18 protein-coding genes are annotated in these 14,971 nt (G+C 50.2%); 2 read left to right on the top strand and 16 right to left on the bottom strand.

The genetic code is table 11. The annotated features are described in order from the left end of the window. Positions 1–302: 302 nt before the first annotated feature. Positions 303–1,190, bottom strand: coding sequence for a nucleotidyltransferase-like protein (locus tag DFP95_RS18720; RefSeq protein ID WP_245987730.1), 888 nt, complete (start codon positions 1,188–1,190; stop codon positions 303–305). A gap of 200 nt (positions 1,191–1,390) precedes the next feature. Between DFP95_RS18720 and DFP95_RS18725 the strand changes: the two genes are divergently transcribed. After that, a complete protein-coding gene (locus DFP95_RS18725; RefSeq protein WP_115994184.1) occupies positions 1,391–1,768 on the top strand; it encodes a DUF2614 family zinc ribbon-containing protein in 378 nt (125 codons plus the stop codon). Positions 1,769–1,873: 105 nt separating this feature from the next. Here DFP95_RS18725 and DFP95_RS18730 read toward each other — a convergent pair whose 3' ends face one another. The 8 genes from DFP95_RS18730 to gatC form a co-directional block, all read right to left on the bottom strand. Beyond that, positions 1,874–3,622, bottom strand: a complete 1,749-nt coding sequence (locus DFP95_RS18730) for a glycosyl hydrolase family 18 protein (protein WP_245987731.1) — start codon at positions 3,620–3,622, stop codon at positions 1,874–1,876. Between the two features lie 160 nt (positions 3,623–3,782). Then, on the bottom strand, positions 3,783–4,214 hold the full coding sequence (locus DFP95_RS18735; RefSeq protein ID WP_115994186.1) for a Fur family transcriptional regulator: 432 nt from the start codon (positions 4,212–4,214) through the stop codon (positions 3,783–3,785). A 128-nt stretch (positions 4,215–4,342) separates the two neighbouring features. After that, complete coding sequence (locus DFP95_RS18740; protein WP_115994188.1) at positions 4,343–4,999, bottom strand: DUF6677 family protein; 657 nt, start codon at positions 4,997–4,999, stop codon at positions 4,343–4,345. A gap of 19 nt (positions 5,000–5,018) precedes the next feature. Next, the gene (locus DFP95_RS18745) at positions 5,019–5,723 is read right to left on the bottom strand and encodes an MgtC/SapB family protein (RefSeq protein WP_115994189.1); all 705 of its coding nucleotides are present in this window, start codon (positions 5,721–5,723) and stop codon (positions 5,019–5,021) included. 110 nt (positions 5,724–5,833) lie between these two features. Beyond that, on the bottom strand, positions 5,834–6,301 hold the full coding sequence (locus DFP95_RS18750) for a GNAT family N-acetyltransferase (protein WP_115994191.1): 468 nt from the start codon (positions 6,299–6,301) through the stop codon (positions 5,834–5,836). Positions 6,302–6,379: 78 nt separating this feature from the next. Next, positions 6,380–7,813 (bottom strand): Asp-tRNA(Asn)/Glu-tRNA(Gln) amidotransferase subunit GatB, encoded by a 1,434-nt coding sequence (gene gatB / locus DFP95_RS18755; protein ID WP_115994192.1) that lies wholly within the window; start codon positions 7,811–7,813, stop codon positions 6,380–6,382. Positions 7,814–7,825: 12 nt separating this feature from the next. Further along, entirely contained in the window at positions 7,826–9,286 is a 1,461-nt protein-coding gene (gene gatA / locus DFP95_RS18760; protein ID WP_115994194.1) for an Asp-tRNA(Asn)/Glu-tRNA(Gln) amidotransferase subunit GatA, read from the bottom strand. A gap of 19 nt (positions 9,287–9,305) precedes the next feature. Next, entirely contained in the window at positions 9,306–9,593 is a 288-nt protein-coding gene (gene gatC / locus DFP95_RS18765; RefSeq protein WP_115994196.1) for an Asp-tRNA(Asn)/Glu-tRNA(Gln) amidotransferase subunit GatC, read from the bottom strand. A gap of 150 nt (positions 9,594–9,743) precedes the next feature. On the opposite strand from gatC, the gene DFP95_RS18770 reads away from it, so the two are divergent. Beyond that, on the top strand, positions 9,744–10,820 hold the full coding sequence (locus DFP95_RS18770) for an EAL domain-containing protein (RefSeq protein ID WP_115994198.1): 1,077 nt from the start codon (positions 9,744–9,746) through the stop codon (positions 10,818–10,820). 119 nt (positions 10,821–10,939) lie between these two features. Here DFP95_RS18770 and DFP95_RS18775 read toward each other — a convergent pair whose 3' ends face one another. From DFP95_RS18775 to DFP95_RS18795, 7 genes are all read right to left on the bottom strand, one after another. After that, complete coding sequence (locus DFP95_RS18775; protein ID WP_115994199.1) at positions 10,940–11,320, bottom strand: ATPase; 381 nt, start codon at positions 11,318–11,320, stop codon at positions 10,940–10,942. Positions 11,321–11,446: 126 nt separating this feature from the next. Beyond that, positions 11,447–12,655, bottom strand: coding sequence for a M24 family metallopeptidase (locus DFP95_RS18780; RefSeq protein ID WP_115994201.1), 1,209 nt, complete (start codon positions 12,653–12,655; stop codon positions 11,447–11,449). Between the two features lie 139 nt (positions 12,656–12,794). Then, entirely contained in the window at positions 12,795–13,277 is a 483-nt protein-coding gene (locus tag DFP95_RS18785; RefSeq protein ID WP_115994202.1) for a hypothetical protein, read from the bottom strand. A gap of 15 nt (positions 13,278–13,292) precedes the next feature. Next, a complete protein-coding gene (locus DFP95_RS18790) occupies positions 13,293–13,724 on the bottom strand; it encodes a hypothetical protein (protein WP_115994204.1) in 432 nt (143 codons plus the stop codon). After that, complete coding sequence (locus DFP95_RS28970; protein ID WP_181907510.1) at positions 13,721–13,867, bottom strand: hypothetical protein; 147 nt, start codon at positions 13,865–13,867, stop codon at positions 13,721–13,723. Before DFP95_RS28970 ends, DFP95_RS18790 begins: the two co-directional genes overlap by 4 nt. Before the next feature lie 32 nt (positions 13,868–13,899). Beyond that, on the bottom strand, positions 13,900–14,049 hold the full coding sequence (locus DFP95_RS28975; protein ID WP_181907511.1) for a hypothetical protein: 150 nt from the start codon (positions 14,047–14,049) through the stop codon (positions 13,900–13,902). A 15-nt stretch (positions 14,050–14,064) separates the two neighbouring features. Beyond that, positions 14,065–14,955, bottom strand: coding sequence for a hypothetical protein (locus DFP95_RS18795; RefSeq protein WP_115994206.1), 891 nt, complete (start codon positions 14,953–14,955; stop codon positions 14,065–14,067). Positions 14,956–14,971: the final 16 nt, after the last annotated feature.

The following is a 14,971-nucleotide window of genomic DNA, read 5'->3' on the forward strand; positions in this document are numbered from 1 at the left end:
AATCTGTAGTGCTGGTTTGCCTTCCGCAGACTCGAAAGTCCGCCTCAGACGTTTGTTGTTTCTTACGCTCAATGTTCAGTTTTCAAAGAACAATTTGTGTTTCGTTTTTCGTCGGCCGCGCTAACGGCGACTTTTATAATATACCACAGTTCGTACCTTCGATGCAAGCTTTATTTTCATTTTCTTTTGCGTCGATCGTTTTTCTCTGCGTCCGCATCTTATAGCATTTTCAGCGGCGAGATATAATTTATCACAGAAAGAAGCACCAAGTCAACGGATTTTTCGACATTTTTTTAATTGATTTATTTACTGCTAGCGGAGGTGTATCTGAGCTCTAACAATCCTTGTATGGATTGCTTGGCAGCTTTCGCAGTTTCGCGTATACACCCTCGTTGAACAAGCTTCTGGAGAAGAACCGATAACTCCAGCGAGAGTCCGGCTAAGTCGGGATGTTGAAGCAGTTCGGCGGGCGACCAAGATTCGCTACGGCTTTCTATTAAACGAATGAGAAGCGCGCAGGAGGATTCCATTTTATTAAGAATAGAAAATTCGCAAGCGAGCAGAACGAGCTGAACCCTCTGCTCGAGCGTTTCCCCGCTCGTTGTTAATTCCTCGAACAGCTTATATATTCCGGGATTCACTCGATGCATCTGCTCCCACACCGTCAGCTCGGGGTGCATTCCCTCCTCCACTAACGCGATATGAGCCCAATAATGTAAGGAAGCCAATATATTAGAATAGGCATCCAACACCCGACCGTCCCTAAGATCCTGCTTAGCTTGCAAGTACGATCGTACGAACTGAGAGAACTCGCTAAGAATCTTCTGTTCGCGTATGAGCGGCGACCAATCCATCAACCTGTCTCGTAAGCTCGTTAAATATCCGTCCCTGTCGACCAATACCTCGCCTTGAAGAAGCCAATAGATAACGTTTCTATTGGGACTGCTCACGATCCACCTTTCCAATATATCCGGAGTTACTCTTCTCACCAAAATTCTAGTGTCGTTCCATATCCAATGCTCCGTCCCTTTCTCGGGAGTCGGGGTTTTCGTTACGATGAGAACAAGGCGGTCCATACCGTCGATCAATGGTTGATACGAGAAGGGATTGGCTACTAGAAGAAGGCTAATAACCCCCTCTTCCTTACCTAGATACTCCAAATACAACGTCTTTTTGTCTGACTGCGCCACTCATTGTCACATCCTTATGAGTATTTCAGGACCGCTCGAACACACACTAGGTGGTCTGTCCGCAAAATGTGAGCTATAATTAATTTTACGAGTATGGTCTAGTTCTACAACATACGTCCCGTTTCCTGCTTATCCAAGGCTGCGAAACGGTGATGAACCGAAAATGGCGAAACGTTGTTATAAGATGGGAGACTAAGGCAATGAAATGGAAAGCTAGCAAAATATCGACGATGCGTACATGGGGGCTGCTGCTTGTCATCGTCGGCATGGGAATTATGGTATTCGGAACAGGCGGGATTCTCGTATTCGGAGAAGTCGGTAAAATCATCGCCGCTATATTCATGGTATTCGGGATCATAAGCTGCTTCGTAAGCATGGGAATTTATTTCTGGGTCGGCATGTTATCCACTAGCGCGCCGGTCATCGATTGTCCCGAATGCGGCAAACGTACCAAGATGTTGGGCTCGACCGACCGTTGCATGTATTGCCATACGATTCTAACTTCGGATCCCGCGAAAGCGACAGGCAATCCGCAACCGGAAAAAGCGAACGAAACTCCATTGCATACCCAACCTTAACACCCTTAATCCAACAACCTCATAATCCATAAAACAAAACCTCCGACATCAGGGACTAGCGTCCACGATATCGGAGGTTTTGTACGTCTTCGTTATAAATAGGAGTTATGGCCGGCTTTGCAGTTCTTTATCAAGCACGCCCCATATATCGCTAGATTCGAATCCGCGCCGCCACGAAGCGACTCCGGCTAAATTGTACTTTTTGGCCAATAAGGCCCTAGCTTGTATAGAGGTCGCGTCCTCGATCCAAATCTTCTTGATCGTAGTTCCTTCTTTGAACTCCACGTAGTTCTGTCCCGTCTCCTCCGAATAAACCGGCTTAAGCTTCTTTTCCTTGATCAGCTCGTTCACCGCGTCCATATCCATCGTTTTGGACGACATTCTATCTTCTTCTTTGTCGGCCGTAGGGTTGTCGGTCCACATCCGCGTATATAAAGGCATTCCGAGAATGAGCTTGTCTGATGGAACACCGTCTTCCTCCAAGATGCGTTTAATTGAAGTCTCTACCCACGGAAGAGAAGAAACAGAACCTGCCACGGGGCTAGCCGCCCAGTGTTCATCGTACGCCATGACCATCATGAAATCGACAATCGATCCCAACCGCTCCCTATCCAAGAAGGCGGACCACATCTCGCTATTCGATATAGGCGTTACGTCTATCGACACGACAAGATTCTGTTCATGCATGATCGGCGTCATTTCCCTCATGAATTGTACCAGGTTATCTTTATCCTTCGTATATACGTTCTCGAAGTCTATATTGATACCTTGGAGCTTAAACGTCTTCGCATAGGCTAACATTTGCTGAATCATGGCAAATCGCGATTCATAGGAAGCAAGTGCGGTATGCGTCCGATCCGGTTCGAATCCGTTGCTGAACAGTCCCCATACTTGGATGCCTTTGGAACGCGCCCACGTGGAGTAAGAGGAATCGGCTATGCTACGTATTTTACCTTTTCCATCCACGAGCTCGAACCACGTCGGACTTACCACGTTTACGCCAGCGAGCGCTCCGATCTTGCTAGTATCGGGATTAGCGGAGTACACGGCCTCCCAAGTCAGATTAATTCGTTTGCCGGTTCCCTTCCAGGCGACAAAAGGCTCATCCGTACTCGTAACCGGATCTATCGTCTCGATAGCGAGCAGCGAAACTCCTGCCTTGGCAACGTATCCGATATTTCCGGATTTAGATTGGGCCATATACCATCCGTCCGACTCGCCCCACAACCGCAGATCCGATCCCCCCGGAATATCTTCGACAATAGCAAACGATTTGCCAGGGCCTTCCCGCAATTTGATTCCTTTAACTGTTTTCTCGGGTACGGCTGCATGCTGAACCGCTTGCTCCGGCATGAAGAAGGAAACTATGCCGCTGGATTCTCCAATCTCCATCTTTACTCCGAACAATTCCGTTAAGGGAGCAAGGGGCAAGTAGAGTTCTCCATCTACCTTTTTCGCGGCAAAAGTCAACGCAAAGGGTTTTCGATTCAAAGTGGCATCCAGCTCGCCGGTCTTAAAATGCAGCACTTTCGTGTTCGTAGTCAAAATAATGGATTCCGTCTTTTCCTCGTAATGTACTCCGTCTCCAAGCAAGCTCTGGGCTACCGGCAGAGGAACGAGCAACCCCTTCTCGGTGCCTTGCGCATATGCTTCCGTCCATTTGCCTTGGATCATGATAGGAAACGGCTTGGAAGTATATTGAGGCTTCACGTAGGAAGAATTGGCGGAATGCGATGCTTGCCACCACATGACGGATGCTGCCGCCACTACGAAAACGAGCATTAAGAATATCCAGCGACCGGTTCTTCTGCGCGAACGGCGAGGACCGGCCATTAAATCCGTATTCAAGTTCATTCACTCTCCGTTTCCGCGTTTCTCGATGCTTGGCTTGTCCTCATAGGAAGGAACGATCCGATTGACCGGAAGGTTGCTAGCCCTCGAGTTAGATGATTATCAAATAAAAAACACGCCAAGGCTTTGGTCCCCCGCGTGCGTTAAAATGAAATCGTTGCGATTAAGAATGCATGCCCTTGCACGTCGGACAAAGTCCGTAAATCTCCAAACGATGACCAAAGACGCTGAAACCGGTCGATGCGGTAGCCGCTTGCTCCACTTCTTTGACCGGAGGGTGGTCGAAATCGACTATCGTGCCGCATTGGGTACAGGTCACATGATAATGATCGGACATATCGGCATCAAAACGACTGGAATCGTCGCCGTAAGTCAGCTCGCGAACGAGCCCTGCTTCCACGAAAACCTTCAAATTATTATAAACGGTAGCGACGCTTAAGCTCTGATAATGCGGAGAAAGCGCGCGAAAGATATCATCTGCTGTCGGATGGGTGAATGATTCCATAAGATATTGCAATATAGCGTACCGTTGCGGCGTCATCCGGACACCTCCGGATTTGAGCTGGTCCACGGCATGCTCGACCTTGGAGTCCATGCTCTCACAGCCTTTCGTATATCGTCAGCGTATAGAATACAAGTACATTTATATTCTACGTTTCGTATCCGAAGATTGTCAATGGAAGATCCAACCCGAACGCATGCGGATTTTTCCAAGCGATAAGCTTATTCTCCCTTGCGCGGGTGTCCTCGCGACTCCCATAACCATAGGCCGATCCCAGCCCCGATCAGAACGATCGCTCCCAACATGGAACCGAAAGAATTGAATAGCCAATTCGTCCAATTGCTGCCTGCCATGACAAGAATAGCGATACCGGCTCCCGCGAGCACGAGAATGCCCATCGGAGGCGCCCCTCTGGAAAAGCTCTCCTGGATGCTCGGCACATTCGGAAACCCTCCCCTGCCCGGGGGATTCACGTTGGGAGCAGCATTGCGTTCATTCACTACGTCCGTGTTTTGGATGGCATCGAACAAATTGTAGAAGTAAATGATCGGCAGCAACAAGCTAAGCAACACGATAGACAAAATATTTTCCGCTTCGATGGAAGCGAATACGATTGCCGTAATATCCAGAGCAACGAGCAGCATAAGCACGATGCCTTTAATCATCAACCCTAAATACATATGCCCGATTCCGGGAATTAGGAACGCCAATATTCCCGCCGTCCATTTGCTTCTCCTGACATAACTGCGTCGCCTCTCCTCATGCCTTTGCTGAGTGTCATGGCCGGACCATGGATCCTGGCTGAACTTCTCGCTAGCATTTGGATTTGGAGGCAACGGATATTCCTTTGCGTTTTCCCAATTTTCCGGCTCCTTCATGCCATTCCCTCCGACTCGATTATTCCGCCGTAACGGACCTAACGCCATTCATCTGTTTAAAATCGTCAGCTATCGCTATGAGCAAATCTCTATGGGGAAGGATGACGGTGATTGCGATCCGTTGAATGCCGGATTTGGCTTCTTGACCGGTATCTTCCTCGTCCACGAACCGAACCTTCACCAATTTAGCTCCGCGCTCGTTCAAGACGCTTTGGAAGCTTTCTATCCTTACCGTTTCGTTGTCGGCCTTAAGCGTGAACGTGCACTCGCGTCGATGGTTTACGTATCGTTTTTCGACGATATTTAATCCCCATAGAATCAGAAGCACCATCACGGCCGACAGGACGGCCGGTAAATAAAAGCCCGCGCCAACTGTAAGACCTACCGCCATAACGACCCAGATCGATGCGGCGGTCGTCAATCCGGTAATCGATTTACCCGTAAACAGGATCGTTCCGGCCCCTAGGAAACCGACCCCCGTGATGACTTGGGCGGCAAGGCGGGCAGGATCCAATCTGACGTTGGGCTCATCCGCGAAGTCCGCGAAACCGTACATGGACAAAATCATAAGCAAGCAAGAACCAAGACAAACCAACGTATGCGTTCGCAAGCCGGCCGCGTGGTTTTTGCGTTCTCTTTCAAAACCGACAAGCCCTCCCAAGAACACGGATAAGAGCAGTCGGATGACAAGATGCACGTTGTCGATCACCCATGGATTGTGCATGCGCATCCCTCTCATCGTATTATTTTTTTATTGTATCACGCTGGATTTTTGCCCTACAATGGTTTTTGGACGGGGTCATACCTAGGCTGAAGTCGGAGTTATTAATTATGCTATTCGCGCGGGTAACGAACAAGACGAAGCAATTCGATGCCTTGCATCGGACTGAAAGTATCTTGGCCGACAAACCCGAAGCGTTCGTACAGCCCGATAGCCGGGATGTTGCGGACTTCGGCCGTCACGGACCATAACGCTCCCGGAGATTGTTCCGCTAGCAATCGCTGCAACAGTTGCTTACCTATGCCCTGCCTATGATAGCCTGGGTCCACCATAACCCTGCATATCGTGAACCTCCCGTCCTTCTCCTTCTCGTACGAAATCGCTCCTACGAGATCGCCTTGAGCATCGCGACACCCTAAGAAGGTTTCGCCGCAAGCTTGGATCGATGCTACCGTATCGCTTAGAGGAGGCAGTTCGGAAACCCCGATGAGCTCCGCCTCGACCCGATAAGCCGGATGCTGCAGAGCCCAGATTTCCTCCGCGATCTCCTTGTCGCGGATATCCAGCATACGGACTTCCATCACAATACCCCCTTAGCATAATGATGTAACAAAACGGCAAACCCGCCTTTCGGCGAGTTTACCGTTCGATTGGATCACCTATGCGTTCAATCGGTCGACCAACAGCTTGTTGACCATTCCCGGATTCGCTTTGCCTTTCGTTTCCTTCATGATCTGGCCTACGAGAAAACCTATCGCTTTCTCTTTGCCGTTACGGAAATCTTCTACGGATTGCGGATTAGCTGCAATGACGGCATCGACGATGGCCACGATCGCGCCTTCGTCACTTATTTGTACCAGCCCTTGCTCCTCCACGATCTGCTGCGGAGATTTGCCGGTTTCGACTAATCCCTTAAACACCGTTTTGGCGATTTTGGAGCTTATCGTGCCTTTCTCGATGAGTTGAATCATCTCGCCCAAGCCCTGACCCGTAATCTTGACGTCGCCTAGCTCGAGATTATTGGCGTTTAGATATCCGAGAAGGTCGCCCATGATCCAATTCGCGGATGCTTTCGCATCGCTAGTATGCTTCAAGCTTTCCTCGAAGAAATCCGCTAGCTTCATCGAAGCGGTTAGCACCCCTGCGTCGTATGCGGAAAGTCCATAACCCTCGACGTATCGCGATTGACGAGCATCCGGCAATTCCGGGATGGACGCGAGGACGCGAGCTTTCCACTCCTCGTCGATATGCAATCTAACCAGATCGGGATCCGGGAAATAACGATAGTCGTGCGCTTCTTCCTTGCCGCGCATACTGATCGTTTTCCCTTGCCCCTCGTCCCAGCGGCGAGTTTCTTGAACGACCGTGCCTCCGCCGTCCAATACTTCCGCTTGGCGGATTTCTTCGTATTCGAGACCTCTTTGGACTCCACGGAAGGAGTTCATGTTCTTCAGTTCCGCGCGCGTCCCGAATTTCTCTTGCCCATAAGGTCGAATACTGATGTTGGCGTCGCAGCGAAGGCTGCCTTCCTCCATTTTGACGTCGGAAACGTCGCAATAGAGCATAATAGCGCGAAGCTTCTCCAAATAGGCCTTTGCCTCTTCCGGAGAACGGATATCCGGCTCCGAAACGATCTCCACAAGCGGAGTTCCGACGCGGTTCAAATCGACTAACGAACCGAAACCGCCGTCCATATGGGTAAGCTTGCCGGCATCCTCTTCCAGATGAAGGCGAGTGATCCCGATTCGTTTCGTCTTGCCGTTCACTTCGATGTCGATCCAGCCATTCTGACCGATCGGCTGATCGAACTGGGAAATTTGATAAGCTTTCGGCGAGTCCGGGTAAAAATAGTTTTTGCGGTCGAATTTACACCAATCCGCGACTTCGCAATTAATCGCCAACGCGGCTTTCATCGCGTATTCCACTGCTTGACGATTCAAGACCGGCAATACGCCGGGATGCCCCAAGCAGACCGGGCAAGTGTGAGTATTAGGCGGGGCCCCGAAGGAAGTGGAGCAACCGCAGAAAATTTTCGTTTTCGTATGCAGCTCGACGTGTACCTCGAGGCCGACGACCGTTTCATATTTGGACATGTTGTGCTCCTCCTAAGACAGTGCCGGACGCAGGTCGTGGAACCCGGTTTGGCTTTCGAATGCGTGCGCCGCTCTCAATACCGTCCGCTCGTCGAACGGCTTGCCGATGATTTGCAAGCCGACGGGCAAACCATCGGCCATCCCGCACGGTACGCTGATGGCAGGCACTCCCGCCAAGCTGACGGGAATCGTGCATATATCGTTTAAGTACATCGTCAGAGGATCTCCGACTTGCTCGCCTAATTTAAACGCGGCCGTCGGTGCCGTCGGTCCGATAATCAAGTCGAATTTCTCGAATACTTGGTCGAAATCTTGCTTAATCAAAGTCCGAACCTGCTGAGCCTTCTTATAATAAGCGTCATAATAGCCCGAGCTTAACGCATAAGTACCTAACATGATCCGTCTTTTCACTTCGGCTCCGAACCCTTCGCTGCGGGAGCGACGGTACAGGTCGATCAGGTTGGCAGGGTTGTCCGCGCGAACGCCGTATCGAACGCCGTCGAAACGAGCCAAGTTCGAGGATGCCTCGGACGATGCCAACAAATAATAAGTCGCGACGGCATACTCCGTGTGCGGAAGGGAAACTTCTTCCCAAACGGCTCCCATCGACTCGAACACTTTCAATGCTTCCAGAACGCGCTCTTTCACTTGAGGATCGATGCCTTGACCCAAATATTCCTTGGGAACGCCTATCCGCAAGCCTTTGACTTCGCCGGTCAGTGCCGACACGTAATCGGGTATCTCTACGTTGGCGGAGGTCGTATCCCTCTCGTCATGACCCGCGATCGCCTGCAGGACATAGGCGGAATCTTCTACGTTCTTCGTTATCGGGCCGATTTGGTCAAGAGAAGATGCGAACGCGACAAGGCCGTAACGGGAAACAAGACCGTATGTCGGCTTTAATCCGACGACGCCGCAATAGGCTGCCGGCTGCCGAATGGATCCGCCCGTATCGGAACCTAACGCGAAGTAAACTTGGCCTGCCGCGACCGAAGCCGCAGAACCGCCGCTGGATCCGCCCGGAACCCGCTCCAAATCCCAAGGGTTGCGAACGACTCGGTAAGCGGAATTCTCGTTGGATCCGCCCATCGCGAATTCATCCATGTTGAGCTTGCCCATGGTAACCGACTGTGCGGCACGCAGCTTCGTGACGACCGCCGCATCGTAAATCGGATCGTGATTTTCCAGGAACTTGCTTCCGCAAGTCGTGCGAAGACCTTCGGTGACGATGTTATCCTTGATTCCGGTCGGGATTCCGAAGAGCAATCCACGTTCTCCTTCGGACGCCAACCGCGCATCAAGAGCTTGAGCATCCTTGCGCGCTCCCTCTTCGTTCAACGTCAGGAACGCTCCGATCTTGTCGTCCGTATCGGAAATCCGTTTAATGGAATGCTCCACCAGTTCGGCAACGGATAATTGTTTATTGTGAAGACGATTATGTATTTCGGATAATCTCAAATCGAAAACGGACATTCTATGCTCCTCCTAATTTCTATTCCAGAACTGCCGGCACTTTAAATTGCCCGTCCTCTTCTTCCGGAGCATTGAGGAGAACTTTCTCAATGGGCCATGAAGGTTTAACTGTATCTTCCCTCATCACGTTGGAAAGGGGGAGTACATGGCTGGTCGGCTCGATTCCGTCCGTGTCCAGTTGGTTTAGTTTTTCGGCATATTTAAGAATAGCGTTCAGTTGTCCGGCGAATTGTTCCTTTTCCGTATCGGACAGCTCAAGCCGCGCCAGATTAGCTACGTGCTCGACTTCCTTGATCGTAATGCTCATGCTTGTATAACCCTCCTTATTTCCGCATATCCGCTCATTCTTTTCATTATATCGGACAAACTAAGGGAACTCAATCATTCGAAGGTGCTTCAATTTACCCGTTATTGGGTAATATATTTTTACCGTCGATCACGGATAGGAGGGATTTCGATGTCCCATTACCATAAAATTTCAACTTCGCTCCCTTTAAGGGATGCGGGCTTGGTAGAGTTTGCAGCTGAAAGTTCGGAAACGCGAAGCTTGTTAAGAGAAGCCATATACGATTTCGAGGACGGCGAGGATGCGCCGATAACGTTTCGCTACGATAGCCAAGAACAATTACTTAGGTTCCTGAGCAAATTGCAGCTTCGATTAAAATCGAAGGAAGACGACATCCCTGTTCAATGCCGTATTTGCTACGACCACGAACAAGAGCCCGGTTTGTTCTCTGAAGAAGAACCGTCAAGCAAAGATGGTTGGTTTGCTCTCACCGAGTTATTCGGCGAAGTAAGCGGTAGAAGCATATCGGAATACATTTTGCATCGGATGTTCACGACGCATTTGCAGCCCGTCGTACAGCCCAACGGCAATATCGTCGGTTATGAATTTCTATTGCGGCCGTTACCCGAACAAATGCCTTTCCGTCCTGCAGAGCTATTCGAAACGGCCAGAAAAACCGGACAGCATTCTTTCTTGGACCGTGAAGCGAGACATTCCGCTATCCGTCTTAGCGCGTCCCATCTCCAAACCGGGACGAAGCGATTTATCAACTTTTTGCCTTCGTCCTTGCATAAGCCCGACACTTGTTTAAAGGGAACTTTCGAACTGATGAAGGAAACGGGCACGGATCCTCGCGATTACGTCTTCGAAGTGATGGAGACGGAGTCTCTGGATGATCCGCGATTAGCCAAAGTATTCGACGTATACCGCCAAGAAGGCGTAAGTCTGGCTCTTGACGACGTAGGTAGCGGATCCGCGACTTTGGATACCGTCGATCGTTTGCAACCGGATTACGTTAAAATGGATCGTAGGTGGGTCAGCCATTGCGACAGCGACAACGGTAAACAGAAATATATCGAGAAATTGCTCGAACGCGTTTCCCGTTTCCACGGCGTCGTATTGGCGGAAGGCGTGGAACGAGCCGAGGAATGGGAATACCTGAGAAAAGCGGGCGTACCTTTATTTCAAGGCTTCTTGTTCGGTCGGGCCTCTCCCGTACCTTCAGCCATTCCCGTTGCCGCATTGTAATCGGCAATCAAACGAGAACGCACCCGACAAATCTGGGTTTATCCAGATTTGTCGGGTGCGTTTTCCGGTTCATGCGCCTTTATGCCGTACGTAAACCATGAGCTTGAGTTGAAACTCGGTTAGATCCAAGCCTTTAAGTTTACTTGACGAATGAATTCGTCGCGGGTCAGCACATCCTTGCTTGGTTCCTCGACGGGCTGTTCTTCTTGCCCGCCGTTCATAATGTGCTTAAAAAGCTCTTCGTTTCGCGTAACCAGGGCAAAATCTATCAGGGCTTCCCTCTCGATGCGGTCGACTTCGAGCTCTAGCAAAATCTCTTCCAATTCAATATCTTCGCAAGGCACGTAAAACTGCCTATTCGCTTTCGGTACTCGAATAATATAGTCGAACGCGCTGTCGTTATTGCGGTCGTAAGCTATTACGTAGCCGTATTCGCCCAGAGGCAAATTTTGCTCAAACCGGTCATCCACGATGACGATTTTCTCCCCCAGCTTCAGCATACCGATTCTCCCCTTCCGATGCGTGCGGTAATATTACTATCCTACTAGAAAAGGGTCACCATATGCAAATGTTGTCGGATACGAGTCGGAAAATGATTCTCTCGGCATTGGAAAATCGGCATCGAATCACTTGATTACATAGATGCTTTCAGGTGAAAGAGTCAACGCCTTGCATCCCGTTTCCGTAATGAGATAAGTGTTTTCCAACCCGACGACTCCTAAACCAGGGAAAGTAAACTTCGGTTCGATAGCTAGAGTCATCCCTTCCTCCAGCGGCTCGTTGAACCCTCTGGCGAGAACCGGCCATTCGTCTATTTCCAAACCGATGCCGTGTCCTAAAAACTTTACTTGATCCCGTCCGAAGCCCATGAAGTGATCGGACAACCCGGCAACTTTAGCCATCTCCAAGGCATGGGCGTACAATTGCTCGGGCGTGGCGCCGGGACGGAGATACATCTCGATACTTCTGACAATCGATTCCGCGCAATCATAGGCGGCCTGAAGCTCGGAGGTAAGTTCGCCGATAACGGCGGTGCGAGTCTGATCGATCGTATAGCCGTCGACGCAACAGCCTATGTCGATAAGAATGGGCTCATTTCTACCTATTGGCCTAGTGCTTACGCTTTGCGGAGCGGCGGGCGATAGTCCCCGCCCTCCGGCCGGACCATCGAAATACGTCGGTTCAGCCGCGGCATCACCCGCAGAGATTACGCCCGTCATGATCTCTTGGTTATACCCGCGCATCCGCATTAAACCGATATGTCCTTGCGAGCGCATCGATTTTTCGATAACCGAGATGAGCTCTAGCTCCGTCATCCCTTCCTTTAAGCTGGCCAATCCGGCTTCCAACGCCTCGGCAGCCACTTCGGCGGATCTACTTATTCTCTCTATTTCATAAGCGGATTTCACGCTTCGGACTTCTCTAAGCAAGGCAGAAGCATCCTTCCATTGCGCTAGGGGTATCGACTCCGTTAAACGCAAATAGAGCTGGGCCGGCATGACGTCAAGATCGGCACCAATAATAGGAGCACGGTCCGATGAATCGAATAGGATCGAATAATCACTTGAAAGCTGCTCGCCGAAGTTCCGGAAGGAACCTAACTCCTCCGTTCGAACTTTCGACTCGCTTTTTGCGCGAATTATACTTCTTCTCACGTAATAAACGGGCTCTCCGACCGCCGGCATAAACAAATAACCGGTTTGCATGGAACCGGTGAAATAATAGAGTCCGACATTCTGCGAAATCAAACAGGCGTCAAAGCCGCCTTCGGCTAACTTTCTTTGCATCCTCAGCCTGCGGTTCAACCACTCTTCTTGCGGCGGGGATATATGCATTTTATCGCCACTCCTTAGTTGTCCATCCATTCGCTATCCATTAGAGCAAAGATAGGACACGGAGTCAACTTGGAGATCGATTCAGGGGGAACCGAGCGCTACGATCTGCTTCGACCGTTAGGGGGACAAGTCTAATCCATCAATAAACCAACTCCGCCGTACCTTTCAAATCCCACTCGACCGGACCGAGCACCCCGAAAAGCCTTGGATACTTTACATGAATAATTAAGACCACTCCGGGGCGAAAGAGCGTCACTTCGTAGTCATATAGGTCATTCCGATAAACGAAAGGAAACTCAGAATCATCGTTTATGACTTCGAATAATCGGATTTCGACCGCATCCCTCAGAAAACTGCCCTGGACCGGATTCATCCCGTCATCAAGCGACAGGTTCGCTTGCAAATAATACAGCGTCGCCTCTTCGGCCAACGAGGCATCTATCGAGAGCACGCCCATTTCAAGCTTATCGCGATCCAATTGCTGCGCCGAGGCATGAGCGGCACGATCCACGGCGCGCTTAGCCTCGTGTACCGTGCCCATCGCGATCTCTTCGTCCACTTGCAATACATGAAGCATCCACCATAGGACGATCATCAGGACGCTAAACACTAATTTGGCCATAAAGGCTATGACTCCTTATCCGGTTGGAACATATTCGCTCATTTTCATTCCGCCTCCCGAAATACGGGCATCGTCCGAGTTAGGAGCCAAGCCGATTAGACGATCGATATTGAGCAGGTTCTCGTAAGGGTACGCGATGCGAAGTTTAATTCCGGTTCCTCTTGGCAAAGGGACGGCGGAATTATCCCCTTCCGCTCCGGAAGTGGAGGTCACTTCATATTGGAGCAAGGAGGCCTCGAATCCGAATTCCGAAAGCCGTCCTCTCGATTCCGCGAGCATATCTCCGTCGATATATCCGTACCGGCCGCTAGCTCCTATTTCAAGCAGATAGTCTGCTTCTTGTTGAAGCAACGCTTGGCGGATGACGAGCACGTGTTTATATATAGGCGAAAACATCAACCAACAAAACAAGGAAGCGAATAACACGAACACAAGAAGCTGCTTCACGGACTAATCCTTGAAATCCGTTCCGCCATGTTTCCGCCCGAATTCGTAATCTTGGCTTTCGTACCTTCGTCGCCTAAGCTAATCGTCGAATATAACAAAACTACGGTTACTATCAGCAGCATAGTCATCAACAGTTGTCGCATCTTCCGGAATCTCCTTTCCTATATCCTCCTCTTTAGGGTTGGAGGCTTCCTAGCGTAGTGTTGGCTGTCGTGCCATGAGTTTCGATTCGTGCGCGAGTACCCGTATTATCTTGAGCAACGATGGCATTAAACATCAGCGCAACGACGATCAGCATCATAACGGTTATTAATATATTTCTCATTCGAACGCCTCCCTTCTATGGATTGAGAGCGTCAAAAAGCTTAGAAGCCTCTTGCACCCAGGGGTAAAGAAAGATTTGAAAAGTATATAAAATAGGGATTCCAGCCAGCACGAACAACAGATAGGACGTCGTTTCCTTACGACTGTCCTTGGCTAAGTCGATCTGAGATTTATAGTCTCTGACGACCTCCCTGAGCATGTCGTATATTTCATCGCTTTCGTTAAGCCTGAGCGATCGCATGCTTTCGGCAAATCCGTACGCCTCGTCCGTTCCCAGCCTCTCTTTGAACAACTTCAAGGCCGCGTCGGCGTCATGGTACCATTCATTCAGCAACAATCCCATTTCGCTTCGAATGTGCCGCGTCAAGGAAAGACATTTCATAAGCTTGCCGTGGAGATTCATTCTTGAACCCGTATAGTAGAGCAATTGACTGCTAACCGCAACGATCTCTCGCCTGATTCTGTCTTTCCGATAGCGGCGAATAGACTGCAGCCACATACGGTCGCATGCCGTTATCCCGATTGCGGCCGCGAGTCCAAGGAGCAAATTAATTCGCAACAAGGATGAAATCAAACCGTTTTCTCCCAATAAATAAACGCCAGCCCCTATCAACGGAAGCAAAAATAACAAACACCGAACGTAAGACAAGTAAGCCTCGGGAGGGAATCGGATTCCGCACCCGGCAAGCAGCATTCTCCTTTCCTGGAGACTAATGCTCTCCCTGTCCGTATGCCATAGCTTAAGCCACCAAATCGGCGCCTGACGATGCTTCCATCCTCGCAAATGAATCCGCCAACGGTTATTGGGAACGAAAGAGACCCTCAATATCAGCATGAAGCCGAGAAATAAGAGCGCAAACTGGACTAGCCAGCCTATCCCGACAACCATCGTCCGAGTGAATTCCATCTTGTTCGCCCTCCTA

The sequence above is a fragment of the Cohnella lupini genome, assembly GCF_003386205.1.
GTDB classification, from domain to species: Bacteria; Bacillota; Bacilli; order Paenibacillales; family Paenibacillaceae; genus Cohnella; species Cohnella lupini.

What these genes read in the sequence shown, in the direction of transcription:
- gatB (WP_115994192.1), bottom strand. Translation starts at nt 7,813, where the DNA reads ATGTCCAAATATGAAACGGTCGTCGGCCTCGAGGTACACGTCGAGCTG.
- DFP95_RS18785 (WP_115994202.1), bottom strand. Translation starts at nt 13,277, where the DNA reads ATGGCCAAATTAGTGTTTAGCGTCCTGATGATCGTCCTATGGTGGATG.
- DFP95_RS18770 (WP_115994198.1), top strand. Translation starts at nt 9,744, where the DNA reads ATGTCCCATTACCATAAAATTTCAACTTCGCTCCCTTTAAGGGATGCG.
- DFP95_RS18730 (WP_245987731.1), bottom strand. Translation starts at nt 3,622, where the DNA reads ATGAACTTGAATACGGATTTAATGGCCGGTCCTCGCCGTTCGCGCAGA.
- gatC (WP_115994196.1), bottom strand. Translation starts at nt 9,593, where the DNA reads ATGAGCATTACGATCAAGGAAGTCGAGCACGTAGCTAATCTGGCGCGG.
- DFP95_RS28970 (WP_181907510.1), bottom strand. Translation starts at nt 13,867, where the DNA reads ATGCGACAACTGTTGATGACTATGCTGCTGATAGTAACCGTAGTTTTG.
- DFP95_RS18780 (WP_115994201.1), bottom strand. Translation starts at nt 12,655, where the DNA reads ATGCATATATCCCCGCCGCAAGAAGAGTGGTTGAACCGCAGGCTGAGG.
- DFP95_RS18725 (WP_115994184.1), top strand. Translation starts at nt 1,391, where the DNA reads ATGAAATGGAAAGCTAGCAAAATATCGACGATGCGTACATGGGGGCTG.
- DFP95_RS18735 (WP_115994186.1), bottom strand. Translation starts at nt 4,214, where the DNA reads ATGGACTCCAAGGTCGAGCATGCCGTGGACCAGCTCAAATCCGGAGGT.
- DFP95_RS18775 (WP_115994199.1), bottom strand. Translation starts at nt 11,320, where the DNA reads ATGCTGAAGCTGGGGGAGAAAATCGTCATCGTGGATGACCGGTTTGAG.
- DFP95_RS28975 (WP_181907511.1), bottom strand. Translation starts at nt 14,049, where the DNA reads ATGAGAAATATATTAATAACCGTTATGATGCTGATCGTCGTTGCGCTG.
- DFP95_RS18750 (WP_115994191.1), bottom strand. Translation starts at nt 6,301, where the DNA reads ATGGAAGTCCGTATGCTGGATATCCGCGACAAGGAGATCGCGGAGGAA.
- gatA (WP_115994194.1), bottom strand. Translation starts at nt 9,286, where the DNA reads ATGTCCGTTTTCGATTTGAGATTATCCGAAATACATAATCGTCTTCAC.
- DFP95_RS18740 (WP_115994188.1), bottom strand. Translation starts at nt 4,999, where the DNA reads ATGAAGGAGCCGGAAAATTGGGAAAACGCAAAGGAATATCCGTTGCCT.
- DFP95_RS18795 (WP_115994206.1), bottom strand. Translation starts at nt 14,955, where the DNA reads ATGGAATTCACTCGGACGATGGTTGTCGGGATAGGCTGGCTAGTCCAG.
- DFP95_RS18745 (WP_115994189.1), bottom strand. Translation starts at nt 5,723, where the DNA reads ATGCACAATCCATGGGTGATCGACAACGTGCATCTTGTCATCCGACTG.